We start from the raw sequence: 14,369 nt of genomic DNA on the forward strand, positions 1-14,369 counted from the left end.
GTGTCAGTAGCTCTGCAATCCACATAGCTGCACGAGCACTTCCCGGTTGAGGCGGTTCGCCTGGAAGTGCGCGAGGCCGGCGTCTTGCGCCAGAATCGCCGCGATGATGCTGGCGCGGCTTTCTTTCCATTGATCGAAGCCGAAGAAGTTGCGCATCGCGTCCTCGGATCCGGCACTTTGTGCCGTTCCGAGGACAACACGCGTGAGCAATTCGAACAGAGGGCGACGCACCATGCGGAACAGCACTTCCTGCAGTTCCGTCTCCAGCGCTCCAAGCTGGCTGCTGTCCTCGCATGCAGAGATCTTTTGAGCCACGGTCCGCAGTTCCTCACGCGGAAGATCATCGGCGCAGCGAGCTGCTGCTGAGCAGAGCTGGTTGAAGAGCAGGGACGTTATGTCGAGCACTTCCTTCCAGGAAGCCGGCTCGCTCTGAAGGTAGGCTCCAAGCACCCGCTCCATGTCGCGAAGATCCGGTCGCCGACCATAGTACCCGCCGCCGGGTCCCCGCCGAACCTCCAGTATGCCCTCATGCTCGAGAATGCGTGCGGCTTGCTGGATCGTCACGATGCCGACGCCGCATTCCCGCGCGAGGTCGCGAAGAGACCCGATCTGTTCGTTTGCAGCCTTCGCATAGATCCGCTCGCGCAGCTTATCCACGGTTGTGCGCACTACCTGGCGCTTGGCGGGCTCTTGCTCGGTAGCCGTTTCCGTAATCATGGTAATAATATGCGTCTTTCTACTGGATCGATGTTGTTTAACGCTCAAAATAGAGATTGAAAGAGACAAGATAGGCATATTAATGTGGCGAAAGAATCGAGAAAGCGCCTCCAGTCATGAGAGGCGCGATGCGGCTGCTGCAGCCGGGGAGTGAGAGGATATGGGCTTCAGAGATCCGGACGCGGCCGCGCTTCCGCAATTCGCGAACATCATCGGCGGGAAGCGGGAGGCTGAGGGCAGCGGCGAAGTCGTCGCGCACGTCTATCCCGCGACAGGGCGCGTCACGCGTGAGTTTCGCATGGCGAGTGCCGACGATGTGGAGCGCGCTGTCGCAGCCGCTCGGGCGGCGCAGCCCGGCTGGCGCGCATTGCCCGGCGACAAGCGGCGTGACCTGATGTTCAAGATCGCAGCACTTTTCGAGGCTCGGTCGGCGGAGATCGCTCCGAGCCTCGTCGCGGAGAATGGCTCAGTGGCCATGACCGCTCCGTTCATGGGCTACGACGCGGCGCAGAAGTTCCGCTACTTCGGCGGCTGGTGCGACAAGATCCACGGCCGCACAGTTCCGATGTGGGGTGCTCCTGCGCACGACTACGTGGCGTTCGAACCCTATGGTGTCGTCGGTGTCATCGTGCCCTGGAACGGGCCTCTTTTCGCGGCGACCATGGTGATGGCTCCGGCGCTTGCGGCGGGCAACTGCGTTGTTTTGAAATCTCCCGACCTGGCGCCTTATAGCGTGATGAAGCTGGTCGAACTGCTGCAGGAAGCCGGCATCCCCGACGGCGTCGTCAACCTGGTGACTGGAGGCGCCGACGTGGGCGAGGCCATGGTGCGGCACCACGGCATCGACAAGATCGAATTCATCGGATCGGGGGGCACTGCGACGAAAGTTCTGACCAGTGCTGCCCAGTCCCTGAAGCCAGTGGGGCTGGAACTCGGCGGCAAGTCAGCGGTCATCGTGTTCGATGACGCCGACGTGATGGTCGCCGCGAAGAAGGGGTTGAGCGGCGCGGTCTCTTCCAACGGGCAGGGCTGCGTCAACGGAACCCGTCTGCTTGTACAGCGCAGCATCTACGACCAGTACCTGCAAATGCTGGCGGCCATGGCGAGCCACGTGAAGGCCGGCGATCCTTTCGACGCCTCGACGGTCCTGGGCCCGGTCATCAGCAACGCGGCACTCGGTCGCATTCAGGGCATGATCGACCGCAGTACAGGTGAGGGCGGCCGCGTGGTCGCAGGTGGGAAGCGCCTCGATGGCGAGTTCGCGGACGGCTTCTATCTGCCTGTCACGGTGGTTGCGGATGTCGCGAACGACTCGGAGATCGCGCAGAAGGAGGTGTTCGGGCCGGTTCTTGTCGCAACTCCCTTCGACACCGAGGAGGAGGCGATCGCCCTCGCGAACGGAACCGAATACGGGCTGGGAGCGTACGTCCATACGCAGAACCTGCGCCGTGCTCACCATGTCGCGAGCCAGCTTCACGCGGGCATGATCCACGTCAACGGCGCCGGAGAGGCGATGCAGCCGAACTGCCCGTTTGGTGGCTTCAAAAAGAGCGGGCACGGCAGACTGGGCGGTGTGGAGGGGTTGCACGAGTTCCTCCAGCCCAAGAATATCTGGATGAGCATGGCTGCTCCGGAGCAGGGCCAGTGACGGCGCTGAATCCGGCCGACCGGAGCGAGAGGGGCCATTCGCTTCAGGCAAAGCTCACAGGGCGTGAGCATGATCGTCCCGAGACACTCCTGCAGGAAAGCTGGCGAGACTTCGTCTATGCGGAAGTCTGGTCTCGCCCAGGGCTGGACCAGCGTGCGCGTTTCCTCATTTCCCTGGCTTCCGCCGCCAGCAGCGGCGGCCCCCGAACAACCCTCGTGGATTACGTACGTGGCGCATTGGCGACACGTGAGCTCACCCTTGGTGAACTTCGCGAGGCGGCGCTGCATCTCTCCGTCTACTGTGGCTGGGGTGTAGGGGGCGATTTGGATGAGGCTATCACGCTTGTAGAGGCCGAGCTCGGCTTGGATAGCGTCAGCCTCGATCCCATACGTGGCGCGCCCTGGGACCCGCGACAGCGGATGGAAGCCGGCTTCGCCGCGTTCAACGAGGTGATGACTTTCGACGGGCCTCCGGTGGGAAATGGCGTTCCCTTTCTCGAGCATGGGATCCTGAACTTCGTTTTCGGAGAGATGTGGTGCCGTCCTGGCCTGGACCAGCGCTCACGCCGTTTCCTGACCCTCGTCGGCGTGGCGAACGCGGCAGCTGATGTGCCGATACGCAGTCACTTTCACGCAGCCATGGCCAGCGGCAACTGCACCGCGGCGGAGCTGCATGAGTTCGTGCTCCAGTACGCAGTCCATGCCGGTTGGCCGAAAGCCTCGGTCATCCAGAGCGTCGTTTTCGAAATGGCCGCGAAAATTGAAAAGGGCTTGGCCTGGAACGGCTGACAAGGGGAACGGCTGACAAGGGGAACTGCGGCATGGATATCGACACGAATATGAGCGGCAAGGTCGTGCTGGTAACCGGCGCGGCCTCAGGGCTGGGCCGGGCGACGGCGCTGCGATTTGCGCAAGAGGGTGCCCAGCTGTGCCTGGTCGACGCGGATGCAGACGGGCTTGCCGAGACACAGGCTCTCCTGGTTCCGGGAAGCGAAGCACTGCTTCACCAGGCGGACCTGTCACCCCCGTCAGCTTGCAAGGAGGCAGTGAGCGCTGCCGTCGAAAAGTTCGACCGGCTCGATGGCCTCTGCAATGTTGCTGGCATCATCTACCTGGCGAACTCGCACGAGATGCCGGAGGAACTCTGGGCGCGAACCCTCGCGGTGAATCTGACAGCGCCCTTCATGCTGTCGCAGGCGGCGATCCCGCATCTGCTCGAAGCCAACGGTGCCATCGTCAACGTGGCGTCGTCTGCCGCTTTCATCGGCGAAGCCTACGCTGCGGCTTATTGCGCCACGAAAGCGGGCATCGTGAACATGACCAAGGCCATGGCCATGGAGTACGTGCGAAAGCCGATACGGATCAACGCAGTCGCTCCCGGGGGTATGGTGACCAACATCGCCAGGAACTTCACCCCTCCCGAAGGATGTGATTTCGAACTGCTGAAGCGGTACACAGGCTACCGCGGGACAGTGGATGTCGATGAGGTGGCTGGCATGATCGTGCTTCTCGCCTCGGAAGCGGGGAAGGGCTTTCACGGCAGCTGCGTGACCATCGATGCCGGGATCACGGCAGGATGAATCGGGTGGGTTTCATCGGCCTGGGTAGCCAAGGTGGCCCAATGGCGGAACGGATCCTGGCCGCAGGGTACCCGCTGACCGTATGGGCACGCCGATCCGAGGTCGCTGAGGACCTCGCTGCCAAAGGGGCAGACGTCGCAGGGAGCATCGCGGAGCTTGGCGCAGACTGCGATCACGTCGGCGTCTGCGTCGTCAATGATGACGACGTCGCGTCCGTTTGCGAGCAACTTATCCCCGCAATGCGGTCAGGCAGCCTGATCGTAATCCATTCGACAGTCCTTCCAGAGACCTGCCAAGGATTGGCGCGGCGCTGCGCCGCGCATGGCATTGATCTGATTGATGCACCGGTCAGCGGCGGCGGCGCCGGCGCAGCGGCGGGAACACTCACCGTCATGTGCGGAGGAGCGGCAGATGCGTTTGCCGCAGCGCGCCCGGTACTCGACACCTTTGCCGAATTGGTCGTCCTGCTGGGCGAGGTGGGGGCGGGCCAACGTGCGAAGATCGTCAACAACGCGCTCCTGGCAGCGAACATGGGACTCGCTCAGGCAGCGTTGCAGGCTGGAGATGCTCTCGACCTGGACCGGGGTGCTCTTGCGGACCTGATCAAGGCCAGCAGCGGGCGCAGCTTCGGCTTCGAAGTCTTCGCACGCCTGCCGCATCCACGCGATTTCGCAGTCGGTGCTCCTCTGCTCGTCAAGGACGTCGGGCTTCTGAAGACAACTCTTCCCGATGACGCAGGAGCCGAAGCGCTGCGTGCCGCCGCCGATCCCTTTCTTAGCGCCGCAACCGGCGGACCAGATGCCACGGAGTACCGACCATGAGCTTTACCCTCGATCAGTTTCGTCTCGATGGGAAAGTGGCGGTTGTCACCGGCGCGGGTGGACGTGGTAACTCGATTGGCCGGGCCTACGCTCTTGGCCTCGCGAACGCCGGCGCCGCGGTAGTAGTGGCGGATCTCAACCGCGCAGGCGCCGAAGCTGTCGCTGAGGAGATCGTAAGCGAGGGCGGCCGTGCAGTCGCCACCCAGGTGGATGTCGCGGACGAGAACTCTACGCTGGCCATGGCTGCGGCTGCCAATGATGCGTTCGGCGGGGTTGATATTCTCGTCAACAACGCCGCGTTGATGGTGGACGTAAGCTACGACAATTGTGAGACGATCAGCCTTGAGGCATGGAACCGCGCCTTTGGAGTCAACGTCAATGGAGCGCTGCTTTGCTCACGCGCCGTGTTGCCCTCGATGCGGGCGCGGGGCGGTGGCAGGATCATCAATCAGTCCTCTGGGGGAGCATTCCCGGCAACGGGTTTGTACGGCGTCACGAAGCTTGCGCTGGTTGGACTGACGACCACGCTGGCCAAGCAGTTCGGCAAGGACGGAATCACCTGCAACGCCATAGCTCCGGGGAATGTCACGTCCGACGCAGGCAAGCTGCTGGTTCCGGATGACTCGCCCTTCATCAAGTTCCTCGAGATGACCTGCGCGATGCGCGCGCGGGGGGAACCCGATGAGTTGGTGGGCACTGCTCTGCTCTTGTGTTCACCCGCTGGGCAGTGGATCACAGGCCAGACCATTCACGTCGACGGCGGCTGGGTTTTGCGGCCCTGAAGCTGAAACGAGCAGGTCTGGTGGGGGCAAGCTCAAGCCGCCAAGCTGCTTGCCCACTCCACCCGGTTTCTGCCGTTCCGCTTCGCACGATAAAGTGCCTGATCCAGGTGGCTTACGAGCTTGAGAACGTCACCCGGAGCGCTGTCGAGATAATGGGCTCCGATGCTGACGGTGGCGGGTATTGGAATACCGTTCCAAGTTACAGTGCGCTCAGCGAATGCCTCGCGGACGCGGTCTGCAGCCTGTCCCGCAGCTTCGGGGTTGGGGACGCTCAGGAGCAGGGCAAATTCCTCTCCCCCTACTCGACCAGCGAGGTCGGTGCTGCGACAGCAAGAGCGGACAGCAGAAGCGAACGCGCGGAGCACCTCGTCGCCGGCGAGATGGCCATGCCGGTCGTTGATGGCCTTGAAATGATCGATATCGAGCCAAAGAAGCGCGAAGCCCCCATCCCGACCCTTACCCGACAGGGCGTTCAGTTGGCCGTCCATGCGTTGCTCGAAGGCCCGGCGGTTCAAGAGGCCGGTCAGCCCATCGTGATCCGCAGCCGTTCGCAACTGAGCCAGCAGATCGTCGCGCACAGCCATCGCGCTGCTGATCGTGAGGGGGACGAGCACTAGGAATGCAACCGCTATGCGGATCGACAGCACCATGCTCGGATCTGACATGTCCTGACCGATATTGACGACGCCCAGCCCGAGGGTGGTGAGGCACCCGGCTCCCAGCGCCATCGTCACCAAGGCCGTTGTCTGAGTTGAATAAGTCAGGGCGCAAAGCAGAAGTGCGGGCATCGGAAACATGACGCTTCCCGGCCCGTCGAACCAGAAGGCTGCTATGCAGGAGAACACGAGCAAGGCTGCCGCTCCGGCATCACGAGAGCCGTCTTTCCTCGCTCCGGGCGGGAAGTGCGGTGTAAGAGTCAGCATCGCAGGCAAGAAAGTCAAATAATTGACCAGTTCGCTGGCGGGCCAGGTGGTCAGCGTCTGAAGAGCAGAGCCACGAAACTCGAGCACGACAAGAACTGCGCCTGCCAGCCCGGATGCAAGGCAGGCTGGTAAAAGGCAGGCGAGGATTCGCAGGACCGAGTGTGTTCTGCGCAGCTGAAGATCCTCCGCATGAAGCCGCGCGAGGAGCGCCGTCGCTGTCATTGTGCCGATCACATTGGCGAAGGCAAAGAAACAGGCGAGAGATAGCTCACGCCCAAACAGAACGTCCGCTGCTATGAAGCCTGTCGCGGCTCCGAGCCAGCCCGCGGGACTTGACCATGAACGCTGTCGCAGCATCGTCCCGACAAGCACAGCGTTCGCCGGCCAGATCGAAACGGAGAAGGTGTGTCGCGAGGCCAGTCCGAGGAGGCTCGCCAGCCCCACGATCGCTCCCATGATCAGGAAGGTCCGAACCGCGCTCCCGCTCCAGCGAGTCCCCAGCCTTACGGCTCTTATGTGGCCGAGTAGCGGTTTAGAGCTGGATTGGTTCGCGGCAGGAGACATCGCGGCCGCCCTATTGCGCCGGAGTAAAATTTCCATGACCCTTTGGTCCACTTTGCACAATTTTCATTCTCGAGGCCGCCTGCGATACTTCCCGAGCTTGCACAGCTGCTGAGTGCTGCGAAGTATCGTTACGGGCATGTTGCGGCGCTCTGAGCAGCCGCCAGGGGTTCACGATTCAGGCGGAGCTTTCCGTCCGCCGCGCCCGTGCCGCGGGTGAAGCGCGCACTGACGATTCCGCTCTGGCCATTGGCCCCAAAGTTACTTAATAAACAGGAGTGTTGGTTTAAGGCCTTCGTGCACAGAGCGCCTATCGCAGAGGCGCCGTCGCGGAAATGAACGGGAGATGCCCAGATGAACAAGCCCGAGACGTTTGCGCCTGCAAACATCACCCCGCAGGACATGGATGAAGAGCGGCTGGTGACCTACCCGACCGAGGCTTTCCTTTCGAAGGAGTACCTCGAGGCGGAGAAGCGCCTGTTGTGGCCGCGCATCTGGCAAATGGTGGAACGCGAATCCGATATTCCCAATCCCGGCGACTGGATGACCTACAACGTAGCGGAAGAGTCCATCATCGTCCTTCGCAAGGATGATGGCACTCTGAAGGCTTTCCACAATGTCTGTCCCCACCGGGGCCGACAGCTTGTTAGCGTTCCGGACATGTTGCCGGGCAAGGTGCACGACGTGCGAGGAAATAACCGCAAGAACTTCATCTGCGGATTTCACGGCTGGACGTTCAACCTGGATGGCGAGAACACCTACATACTGGATCCGCAGGACTGGGATAACAAGCTTACTCCCGAGATGACCTGCCTCTCCGAGGTGAAGGTGGATACCTGGGCTGGCTACATCTACATCAACATGGATCCCGACTGCGTTTCGCTGAAGGATTGGATGGGACGTGCTGGCGAAATTCTCAGCCACTTCGAGCTCGAGAAGATGCATTACAAGTGGCGCCAGTGGGCCATTTACGATTGCAACTGGAAGACCGCGATCGAGGCTTTCCTCGAACCATATCACGTCGCTGGCACGCACACGCAGCTCCTCGCCTATGGCGACTACTACGCGCTCTCCAAGCAGTACGGTCTCCACTCGGTGTCGAGCTACGATACGCGTGACGAAAAGTTCGCCATGAGCGAAAGCGCTGGCACCACGCGCGCAGGGAAGGGCGACGACCCGCGCGTCTCCACCTATGAGCTCATTCGTGAGAACTACGAGACGGTGAACTACTCCGCCTCAACAGAGACGCTCGTGAAAGCTGCGAGCCGGTTGAAGGACGAACTGCCAGAGACGGCCACCCCGCAAGAGTGCATTGCCCATTGGCTGAAGTCGGCCCGGGCAGATGATGCTGCGCGCGGCGTGATCTGGCCTGACGTTCCTTCTGACATCAAGAAAGAGTCGGGTCTTGCCTGGGGGCTCTTCCCTAATCAGAACATTCTGCACGGAGAGACCTTCGCCCTTTGCTATCGAGTGCGCCCTTATGGTGACGACCCGAACAAGTGCATCTTCGAAAGCTACGCTCTTGAGCGTTTTCCTGAGGGGCAGGAGCCGGAGACCGAGTGGGTCTATGCCGATCCGATTGGCGAAAACTGGGGCTCTGTTCTCGCGCAGGACTTCTCGAACATGGAATTCGTTCAGAAGGGTATGAAGTCGTCCGGTTTCCGGGGGCCACTTCCAAACCCCCACCAGGAACAGAAGGTCATCAACCTGCACCGCAATCTGGCAGATTTCATGGAGGGCCGAGGCGCTCCGAAACTGTTGGATATCGACTGAGGATTGACTGTTTCAGCTGGACCTGCCCTCGGCAGGCCAGCTGATCAGTGCAAAGCCGATCTTGCTTGATCGTTCGCGGCTCGCCCCATGGAGCGAGTGGACGAAGCTGCGCTCGAAAGAGAAAGCGCCAGTGCACCGATCAGCGCAAGTGCAGGTGAAGCGCCCGCACCAGACTTCTCGCTGAGGCCTCCGGCCAGGACGACTGTCGCCAGACTCTCCCCGTCAGAGGCTCGCGATAGCATAAAAGCCGTGCCGCAGCCGACCATCGCCATGGCGGCTGCATCATGTGCTTCCGCCTTGAGCAGGGTCTCCAGCTGAGACGGTCGAAGTAGGCGCGTACCTTCCAGAAACTCCGGCTCCGGTGCAAGCATGAGCAGTTCGTTCATTCTACGCACGCAATGATCCGCCTCGTGCACCTCACCTGCCACACACCACTCCGCAAGCTCGAAAAGGCCATCGAGCCAATCGCCGCGCGCGATGCTTTTCGAAGCCCAATATGCCATCATTGTCTCACTTCTTATCGGGTGCCGACCGCGCAAGTCGCTGAGGTAGGCTCACTTCGCTTCCGAACCGAAAAGTTCCTCCTGCGTAGTTTTCCTAGGTCGACGCGATGCAGACGTTGCACATTCGACGCGCATGCGCGTGCTCTTACACGGGCAGCGACGCGGGGCGCGAGGTGGTCGCCGTCGGGCGCGAGAGCCACATACACTTGGCGACCCGATGGGAGAGAGAGGACACGTCCGAGAGGGGGGTATCGGCCGTGGGATCGAGCTGTCTGGCGCCGCTCACGGGATACGGGCTCTTGGTGTGTGCCCCACGGTGCCTGGATACCTGACCTGCGGCTGACGGAACTGCCAAGTCAAACACCAATCTTCTGGACTCAGAGTCCCCCGGAGGAGGTATGTTCGCCCCACGGCAAAGCTGCTGATGTCTGCAATGGCGGCGGCCATCAGGTTATCGGGAGGGCGTCAAGGCCGGGTGGGACCGCAGGCATCGTCTAACCGGCGTCTATCCAACGGTACCAACACCGCGATTACGCCACAGGTGTGTTCCGGGGAACGACCGAGAGGGCGCCGCTCCGGAATTCCAGGTGTGGTCAGTTTGTCGGTGCGTTGTGTCCAATCACCCCGAGCGAGGCGTTCGCCAGGAAAACGCGTCGTAGTTGAAGGAAGGGCCGTATGGAGCGCGCGCGCTGCCCCTTCTCCAACGGTGCTGCCCCCACCCGCTGTTCGCTGACAGCCACGGGCTCCGGTCGCAAACGGGTAACGAGCACCCGCGCCACACAGCCGATGTGTGCTCCTGATTGATGTCCATCGCGCGAGCCAGCCCGACGAGGACAAGCATGTGCAGACCGCCTGCAACTCGACGGTCGTTGTCAGCCCCTTCTTTGTTAGTCTCTGGCCACTGCGGAGCGGCCAGAGGAGAGGATCATGTTGTTAGGCACCAGAGAGCCCATTGATGAAGACGATGTGCGCCCCCATGCTAACCCTGAAACCAATTCTGCCGCTCCTGCAGGGACGGAGCCAAGACCGTCTTTGGTCGTCTGAGGCGGGCTTCGCGTTCGCCAGCGGCCCGCCGTCTGAAGAGCCGATACTGCAAAGCCGCTAGAAACAAAAAGCCCCGACCGAAAGGCCGGGGCATTCCTGCTTCACAAGGCTTTCGCCAAGGGAAAGTTAGTCGACGATAGCAACCATGTGCGGCAGCTTCGCGATCGCGCCGCGCACTTCGGCCGTGTCCTCGAGCTCGACGACGCGATGCATCTTGCCGAGACCCAAGCCGATGAGAACCTTCTTCTGGCTCTCAGGGCGCCGGATCGGTGACCCGATCTGCTTGATCTTGATCTTCGCCATGTCGTTTACTCCACGATGGCTTCGGCAGCGGCCTCAGCCTCCGCCTCGTTGACGCCACCGCGGCCGAGCAGGTCGGCGACCTTCTTGCCGCGACGCTGGGCAACCGACTTCGGGGAAGTCTGGCTGGTCAGCGCGTCAAAAGTGGCGCGGATCATGTTGTACGGATTCGAAGTGCCGACCGACTTGGTCACCACGTCCGCGACGCCAAGGCTTTCGAAAACGGCACGCATTGGACCGCCAGCGATGATACCTGTACCCGCAGGCGCAGTGCGCACGTTCACGCGACCGGCACCGAAGTGGCCCTTGCCGTCATGATGCAGCGTGCGGCCTTCCTTCAGAGGAACACGGACCATCTTCTTCTTGGCCGAAGCGGTCGCCTTGGTGATCGCTTCTGGCACTTCGCGAGCCTTCGAGTGGCCGAAGCCAACGCGGCCCTTGCCGTCGCCCACGACAACCAGCGCGGCGAAACCGAAGCGCTTGCCGCCCTTTACGGTCTTGGAAACGCGGTTGATGTGGACGAGCTTCTCGATCAGCTCCTCGCCACCGTCATCATCGCCACCACGTCCGCGACGATCATCACGGCGACCACGGCCGCCACGATCACCACCACGATCGCCGCCGCGACCACGTCCACCGCGACCCCCACGACCGCTCTCGCGTGCCTCCACTGCAACCGGTTCACCGGCCTGTGGGTGCTCAGCCGCGATCGGCTGTTCGGTTTTGTTTTCTTCTGCCATGATCAGAACTCCAGCCCGCCTTCACGGGCGGCTTCGGCCAGCGCCTTGACGCGGCCATGGAACAGGAAGCCACCGCGGTCGAACACGACAGCCGTCACGCCAGCTTGCTTGGCAGACTCGGCGAGCTGCTGACCAACGCGGGTTGCAGCCTCCATGTCGGTGCCCTTGCCGCCAAGCGTGTTGGCTGCAGCGATGGTACGGCCCTGCGCGTCGTCGATGATCTGAGCGTAGATGTGACGACCGGTGCGATGCACCGAGAGGCGCGGGCGGCTGCCGGCACGTGCGCGAAGCGTGGTACGGACGCGACGCCGGCGGCGATCGAAGAGGGACAGCTTGGCCATTACTTCTTCTTCCCTTCCTTGCGGAAGATGTACTCGCCGCGGTACTTGATGCCCTTGCCCTTATACGGCTCGGGCTTGCGCCAGCGGCGGATCTCGGCGGCAATCTGCCCGACCTTCTGCTTGTCGGTGCCGGAGATCTCGATCGTGGTGTTGTCTGGCGTCTTGATCTCGATGCCTTCCGGCACGTCGATGTCGACGTCGTGCGAATAGCCGAGCTGAAGCTTGAGCTTCTTGCCCTGCGCCGATGCACGGTAGCCAACGCCGGTGATTTCGAGCGTCTTGGTGAAGCCCGCGGTCACGCCCTCGACCAGGTTCGACACGAGCGTGCGCTGCATGCCCCAGAAAGCGCGAGCTTCCTTGGTGTCGTTCGCCGGCTTGACCAGGATCGAACCATCATCAAGCGTGTAGCTGATCTCGTCGCGCAACGTGAGCGTGAGGGTGCCCTTAGGCCCCTTCACCGAAAGCACGCCGTCCTTGATGTCCGCTGTGACCCCGCTTGGGATCGCGACCGGACGCTTGCCGATGCGGCTCATCAGAACACCTCCGCGAGCACTTCGCCGCCGACGTTCTGGGTACGTGCCTCGGCGTCCGAGAGCACGCCGCGCGGCGTCGACACGATGGTGATACCAAGCCCGTTGCGCACGATCGGAAGTTCCTTGGAACCCGAATAGACGCGGCGGCCCGGCTTGGAAACGCGAGCGATATGCTTGATCGCAGGCTCGCCTTCGAAATACTTCAGCTCGATGCGCAGCTGCGGGTGAGCACCGCTTGCATCGTCGCTAAAGCCGCGGATGTATCCTTCACGCTGCAGCACCTCGAGCACGCGTGCGCGCAGCTTCGAAGCTGGCGAGAGGACCGAGTCCTTCTTCGCCTGCTGGCCGTTACGGATGCGGGTGAGCATATCACCCAGGGGATCGGTCAAAGCCATCTCGAATAATCCTTACCAGCTCGACTTGACCAGGCCGGGGATCATGCCCTTGTTGCCAAGGTTCCTGATCTCAATCCGGTTGATCCCGAACTTGCGGTAGTAGCCGCGGGGGCGGCCGGTCGTGGCGCAGCGATTGCGAACCCGGGTCGGGTTGCCGTTACGCGGGATCTCGGCCAGCTTCAGGCGCGCGATCAGACGCTCGGTCTCGTCGAGAGACTCATCATTGGCCACCGCCTTGAGGCGCTCGTACTTGCCAGCATACTTCTTCACGAGCTTCTTGCGACGCTCATTCTTGTTCACGGAACTCAGTTTCGCCATGGACTTAAGCTCTCTTCCTGCAACCGCTCACGCGGCCTGCTTCTCTTCGGCGGTGTCCGCCGGGAACGGGAATCCGAACAGACGCAGCAGCTCACGCGCCTCGTCATCGGACTTCGCGGTGGTGGTGACGATGATGTCCATGCCACGCACCTTCTCGATCTTGTCGTAGCTGATCTCTGGGAAGATGATCTGCTCCTTCAGGCCCATGGCGTAGTTGCCACGGCCGTCGAACGACTTGGGGTTGAGGCCCCTGAAGTCACGGATACGGGGCATCGCAATGGTGACGAGGCGATCGAGGAACTCGTACATCCGCTCACGGCGCAGAGTGACCTTGCAACCGATCGGCATGCCCTCACGCAGCTTGAACTGCGCGATCGACTTCCGAGCCTTGGTGATGACCGGCTTCTGACCGGCAATCGCTTCCATCTCGGTTGCGGCCGTCTGGACCTTCTTCTTGTCCTGACTCGCCTCACCGACGCCCATGTTGAGCGTGATCTTCTCGATCTTGGGCACTTCCATCCGGTTCTTGTAACCGAACTTTTCGGTCATCGCCTTGACGATCTCGTCGTCATAGCGCTGCCGCAGGCGGGGGGTGTAGTTATCAGCCATCGATGGTCTCCCCGGACTTCACGGCCACGCGGACCTTCTTGCCGTCCTTGGTCTCGAAACGCACACGGGTCGGCTTGCCGTCCTTTGGATCGGCGAGGCTCACCTTGCTGATCGGCATCGGCGCGGGAATGCGATCGATGCCACCCTGAGGGTTGGTCTGGCTCGGCTTGCGGTGACGGGTCATCACGTTGACGCCCTCAACCAAGACCTTGCCGTCCTTCGGCATGACCTGGACAACGGTGCCGGTACGGCCCTTGTCCTTGCCCGAACGAACGACGACGTTGTCGCCCTTCTTGATCTTCGCGGCAGCCATCACAGCACCTCCGGAGCGAGCGAGATGATCTTCATGAAGCCGCGGCCGCGCAGTTCGCGGACGACGGGGCCGAAGATACGAGTGCCGATTGGCTCTTCGTTCTTGTTGATCAGCACGGCGGCGTTCGTGTCGAAGCGGATCACGCTACCATCCGCACGGCGCACGTCCTTGCGGGTGCGAACGATTACGGCGCGGTGCACGTCGCCCTTCTTGACGCGAGCACGGGGCTGCGCCTCCTTGACCGACACCACGATGATGTCGCCGACGCCTGCGGTACGACGCTTAGAGCCACCCAGCACCTTGATGCACTGGACGCGCTTCGCGCCGCTGTTGTCCGCGACGTCGAGATTGGATTGCATCTGGATCATCGATCCGGTTCCTTCTCAACGGCTTGCCGGAACAAGTCCGGCAGTTCCTAAAAATCTCTCGAACCCAGCGAAAGCTGTATGGGCACCGAGGGATCGGCGCC

General features: G+C 62.0%; 18 protein-coding genes. 6 read left to right on the plus strand and 12 right to left on the minus strand.

From position 1 onward, the window contains the following. Window positions 1–3: 3 nt before the first annotated feature. Window positions 4–717, minus strand: coding sequence for a GntR family transcriptional regulator (locus ABUH87_RS02535; protein WP_367768970.1), 714 nt, complete (start codon window positions 715–717; stop codon window positions 4–6). 160 nt (window positions 718–877) lie between these two features. On the opposite strand from ABUH87_RS02535, the gene ABUH87_RS02540 reads away from it, so the two are divergent. Genes ABUH87_RS02540 through ABUH87_RS02560 form a run of 5 tightly spaced genes read left to right on the plus strand, consistent with a single transcriptional unit; the run spans window position 878 to window position 5,547 of the window. Beyond that, window positions 878–2,365 carry an aldehyde dehydrogenase family protein gene (locus ABUH87_RS02540; protein ID WP_367768973.1) on the plus strand — a complete coding sequence of 496 codons (1,488 nt, stop codon included), beginning with the start codon at window positions 878–880 and terminating at the stop codon, window positions 2,363–2,365. After that, complete coding sequence (locus ABUH87_RS02545; RefSeq protein ID WP_367768976.1) at window positions 2,362–3,153, plus strand: carboxymuconolactone decarboxylase family protein; 792 nt, start codon at window positions 2,362–2,364, stop codon at window positions 3,151–3,153. Before ABUH87_RS02540 ends, ABUH87_RS02545 begins: the two co-directional genes overlap by 4 nt. A gap of 32 nt (window positions 3,154–3,185) precedes the next feature. Continuing rightward, entirely contained in the window at window positions 3,186–3,944 is a 759-nt protein-coding gene (locus tag ABUH87_RS02550; protein ID WP_367768979.1) for an SDR family NAD(P)-dependent oxidoreductase, read from the plus strand. Further along, window positions 3,941–4,765, plus strand: coding sequence for an NAD(P)-dependent oxidoreductase (locus ABUH87_RS02555; RefSeq protein ID WP_367768984.1), 825 nt, complete (start codon window positions 3,941–3,943; stop codon window positions 4,763–4,765). The genes ABUH87_RS02550 and ABUH87_RS02555 overlap by 4 nt, the downstream gene beginning before the upstream one ends. After that, window positions 4,762–5,547: an SDR family oxidoreductase gene (locus ABUH87_RS02560; protein WP_367768987.1), complete on the plus strand. Its 786-nt coding sequence runs from the start codon at window positions 4,762–4,764 to the stop codon at window positions 5,545–5,547. Before ABUH87_RS02555 ends, ABUH87_RS02560 begins: the two co-directional genes overlap by 4 nt. A 32-nt stretch (window positions 5,548–5,579) precedes the next feature. Here the strand turns inward: ABUH87_RS02560 and ABUH87_RS02565 are convergent, their stop codons facing one another. Further along, window positions 5,580–6,926, minus strand: a complete 1,347-nt coding sequence (locus tag ABUH87_RS02565; RefSeq protein ID WP_367768990.1) for a GGDEF domain-containing protein — start codon at window positions 6,924–6,926, stop codon at window positions 5,580–5,582. 459 nt (window positions 6,927–7,385) lie between these two features. On the opposite strand from ABUH87_RS02565, the gene ABUH87_RS02570 reads away from it, so the two are divergent. Next, window positions 7,386–8,804, plus strand: coding sequence for an aromatic ring-hydroxylating oxygenase subunit alpha (locus ABUH87_RS02570; RefSeq protein ID WP_367768993.1), 1,419 nt, complete (start codon window positions 7,386–7,388; stop codon window positions 8,802–8,804). 44 nt (window positions 8,805–8,848) lie between these two features. Here the strand turns inward: ABUH87_RS02570 and ABUH87_RS02575 are convergent, their stop codons facing one another. From ABUH87_RS02575 to rplN, 10 genes are all read right to left on the minus strand, one after another. Further along, complete coding sequence (locus ABUH87_RS02575) at window positions 8,849–9,310, minus strand: hypothetical protein (protein ID WP_367768996.1); 462 nt, start codon at window positions 9,308–9,310, stop codon at window positions 8,849–8,851. A 1,167-nt stretch (window positions 9,311–10,477) separates the two neighbouring features. Next, on the minus strand, window positions 10,478–10,654 hold the full coding sequence (rpmD, locus tag ABUH87_RS02580) for a 50S ribosomal protein L30 (protein ID WP_367768999.1): 177 nt from the start codon (window positions 10,652–10,654) through the stop codon (window positions 10,478–10,480). Between the two features lie 5 nt (window positions 10,655–10,659). Then, a complete protein-coding gene (gene rpsE / locus ABUH87_RS02585) occupies window positions 10,660–11,391 on the minus strand; it encodes a 30S ribosomal protein S5 (RefSeq protein WP_367769002.1) in 732 nt (243 codons plus the stop codon). Between the two features lie 2 nt (window positions 11,392–11,393). Then, complete coding sequence (rplR, locus tag ABUH87_RS02590; protein WP_367769005.1) at window positions 11,394–11,732, minus strand: 50S ribosomal protein L18; 339 nt, start codon at window positions 11,730–11,732, stop codon at window positions 11,394–11,396. Continuing rightward, window positions 11,732–12,265: a 50S ribosomal protein L6 gene (gene rplF, locus ABUH87_RS02595; protein WP_367769008.1), complete on the minus strand. Its 534-nt coding sequence runs from the start codon at window positions 12,263–12,265 to the stop codon at window positions 11,732–11,734. The genes rplR and rplF overlap by 1 nt, the downstream gene beginning before the upstream one ends. After that, the gene (gene rpsH / locus ABUH87_RS02600; RefSeq protein ID WP_367769011.1) at window positions 12,265–12,660 is read right to left on the minus strand and encodes a 30S ribosomal protein S8; all 396 of its coding nucleotides are present in this window, start codon (window positions 12,658–12,660) and stop codon (window positions 12,265–12,267) included. Before rpsH ends, rplF begins: the two co-directional genes overlap by 1 nt. A gap of 12 nt (window positions 12,661–12,672) precedes the next feature. Then, complete coding sequence (rpsN, locus tag ABUH87_RS02605; RefSeq protein ID WP_367769014.1) at window positions 12,673–12,978, minus strand: 30S ribosomal protein S14; 306 nt, start codon at window positions 12,976–12,978, stop codon at window positions 12,673–12,675. Window positions 12,979–13,005: 27 nt separating this feature from the next. Continuing rightward, entirely contained in the window at window positions 13,006–13,587 is a 582-nt protein-coding gene (gene rplE, locus ABUH87_RS02610; RefSeq protein WP_367769017.1) for a 50S ribosomal protein L5, read from the minus strand. Further along, window positions 13,580–13,900 (minus strand): 50S ribosomal protein L24, encoded by a 321-nt coding sequence (gene rplX, locus ABUH87_RS02615; RefSeq protein WP_367769020.1) that lies wholly within the window; start codon window positions 13,898–13,900, stop codon window positions 13,580–13,582. Before rplX ends, rplE begins: the two co-directional genes overlap by 8 nt. Beyond that, on the minus strand, window positions 13,900–14,268 hold the full coding sequence (gene rplN / locus ABUH87_RS02620; RefSeq protein ID WP_367769023.1) for a 50S ribosomal protein L14: 369 nt from the start codon (window positions 14,266–14,268) through the stop codon (window positions 13,900–13,902). The genes rplX and rplN overlap by 1 nt, the downstream gene beginning before the upstream one ends. Window positions 14,269–14,369 lie beyond the last annotated feature (101 nt).

It is taken from the genome of Novosphingobium rhizovicinum, from assembly GCF_040813635.1.
GTDB classification, from domain to species: domain Bacteria; phylum Pseudomonadota; class Alphaproteobacteria; order Sphingomonadales; family Sphingomonadaceae; genus Novosphingobium; species Novosphingobium rhizovicinum.

Bases quoted from the DNA above. Each gene is read 5' to 3' on its own strand.
- rplX (WP_367769020.1), bottom strand. From the start codon at position 13,900: ATGGCTGCCGCGAAGATCAAGAAGGGCGACAACGTCGTCGTTCGTTCG.
- rpsN (WP_367769014.1), bottom strand. From the start codon at position 12,978: ATGGCGAAACTGAGTTCCGTGAACAAGAATGAGCGTCGCAAGAAGCTC.
- rpsH (WP_367769011.1), bottom strand. From the start codon at position 12,660: ATGGCTTTGACCGATCCCCTGGGTGATATGCTCACCCGCATCCGTAAC.
- ABUH87_RS02540 (WP_367768973.1), top strand. From the start codon at position 878: ATGGGCTTCAGAGATCCGGACGCGGCCGCGCTTCCGCAATTCGCGAAC.
- ABUH87_RS02535 (WP_367768970.1), bottom strand. From the start codon at position 717: ATGATTACGGAAACGGCTACCGAGCAAGAGCCCGCCAAGCGCCAGGTA.
- rplE (WP_367769017.1), bottom strand. From the start codon at position 13,587: ATGGCTGATAACTACACCCCCCGCCTGCGGCAGCGCTATGACGACGAG.
- ABUH87_RS02555 (WP_367768984.1), top strand. From the start codon at position 3,941: ATGAATCGGGTGGGTTTCATCGGCCTGGGTAGCCAAGGTGGCCCAATG.
- rplN (WP_367769023.1), bottom strand. From the start codon at position 14,268: ATGATCCAGATGCAATCCAATCTCGACGTCGCGGACAACAGCGGCGCG.
- ABUH87_RS02575 (WP_367768996.1), bottom strand. From the start codon at position 9,310: ATGATGGCATATTGGGCTTCGAAAAGCATCGCGCGCGGCGATTGGCTC.
- rplR (WP_367769005.1), bottom strand. From the start codon at position 11,732: ATGGCCAAGCTGTCCCTCTTCGATCGCCGCCGGCGTCGCGTCCGTACC.
- rplF (WP_367769008.1), bottom strand. From the start codon at position 12,265: ATGAGCCGCATCGGCAAGCGTCCGGTCGCGATCCCAAGCGGGGTCACA.
- ABUH87_RS02550 (WP_367768979.1), top strand. From the start codon at position 3,186: ATGGATATCGACACGAATATGAGCGGCAAGGTCGTGCTGGTAACCGGC.
- ABUH87_RS02570 (WP_367768993.1), top strand. From the start codon at position 7,386: ATGAACAAGCCCGAGACGTTTGCGCCTGCAAACATCACCCCGCAGGAC.
- ABUH87_RS02565 (WP_367768990.1), bottom strand. From the start codon at position 6,926: ATGGGAGCGATCGTGGGGCTGGCGAGCCTCCTCGGACTGGCCTCGCGA.
- rpmD (WP_367768999.1), bottom strand. From the start codon at position 10,654: ATGGCGAAGATCAAGATCAAGCAGATCGGGTCACCGATCCGGCGCCCT.
- rpsE (WP_367769002.1), bottom strand. From the start codon at position 11,391: ATGGCAGAAGAAAACAAAACCGAACAGCCGATCGCGGCTGAGCACCCA.
- ABUH87_RS02560 (WP_367768987.1), top strand. From the start codon at position 4,762: ATGAGCTTTACCCTCGATCAGTTTCGTCTCGATGGGAAAGTGGCGGTT.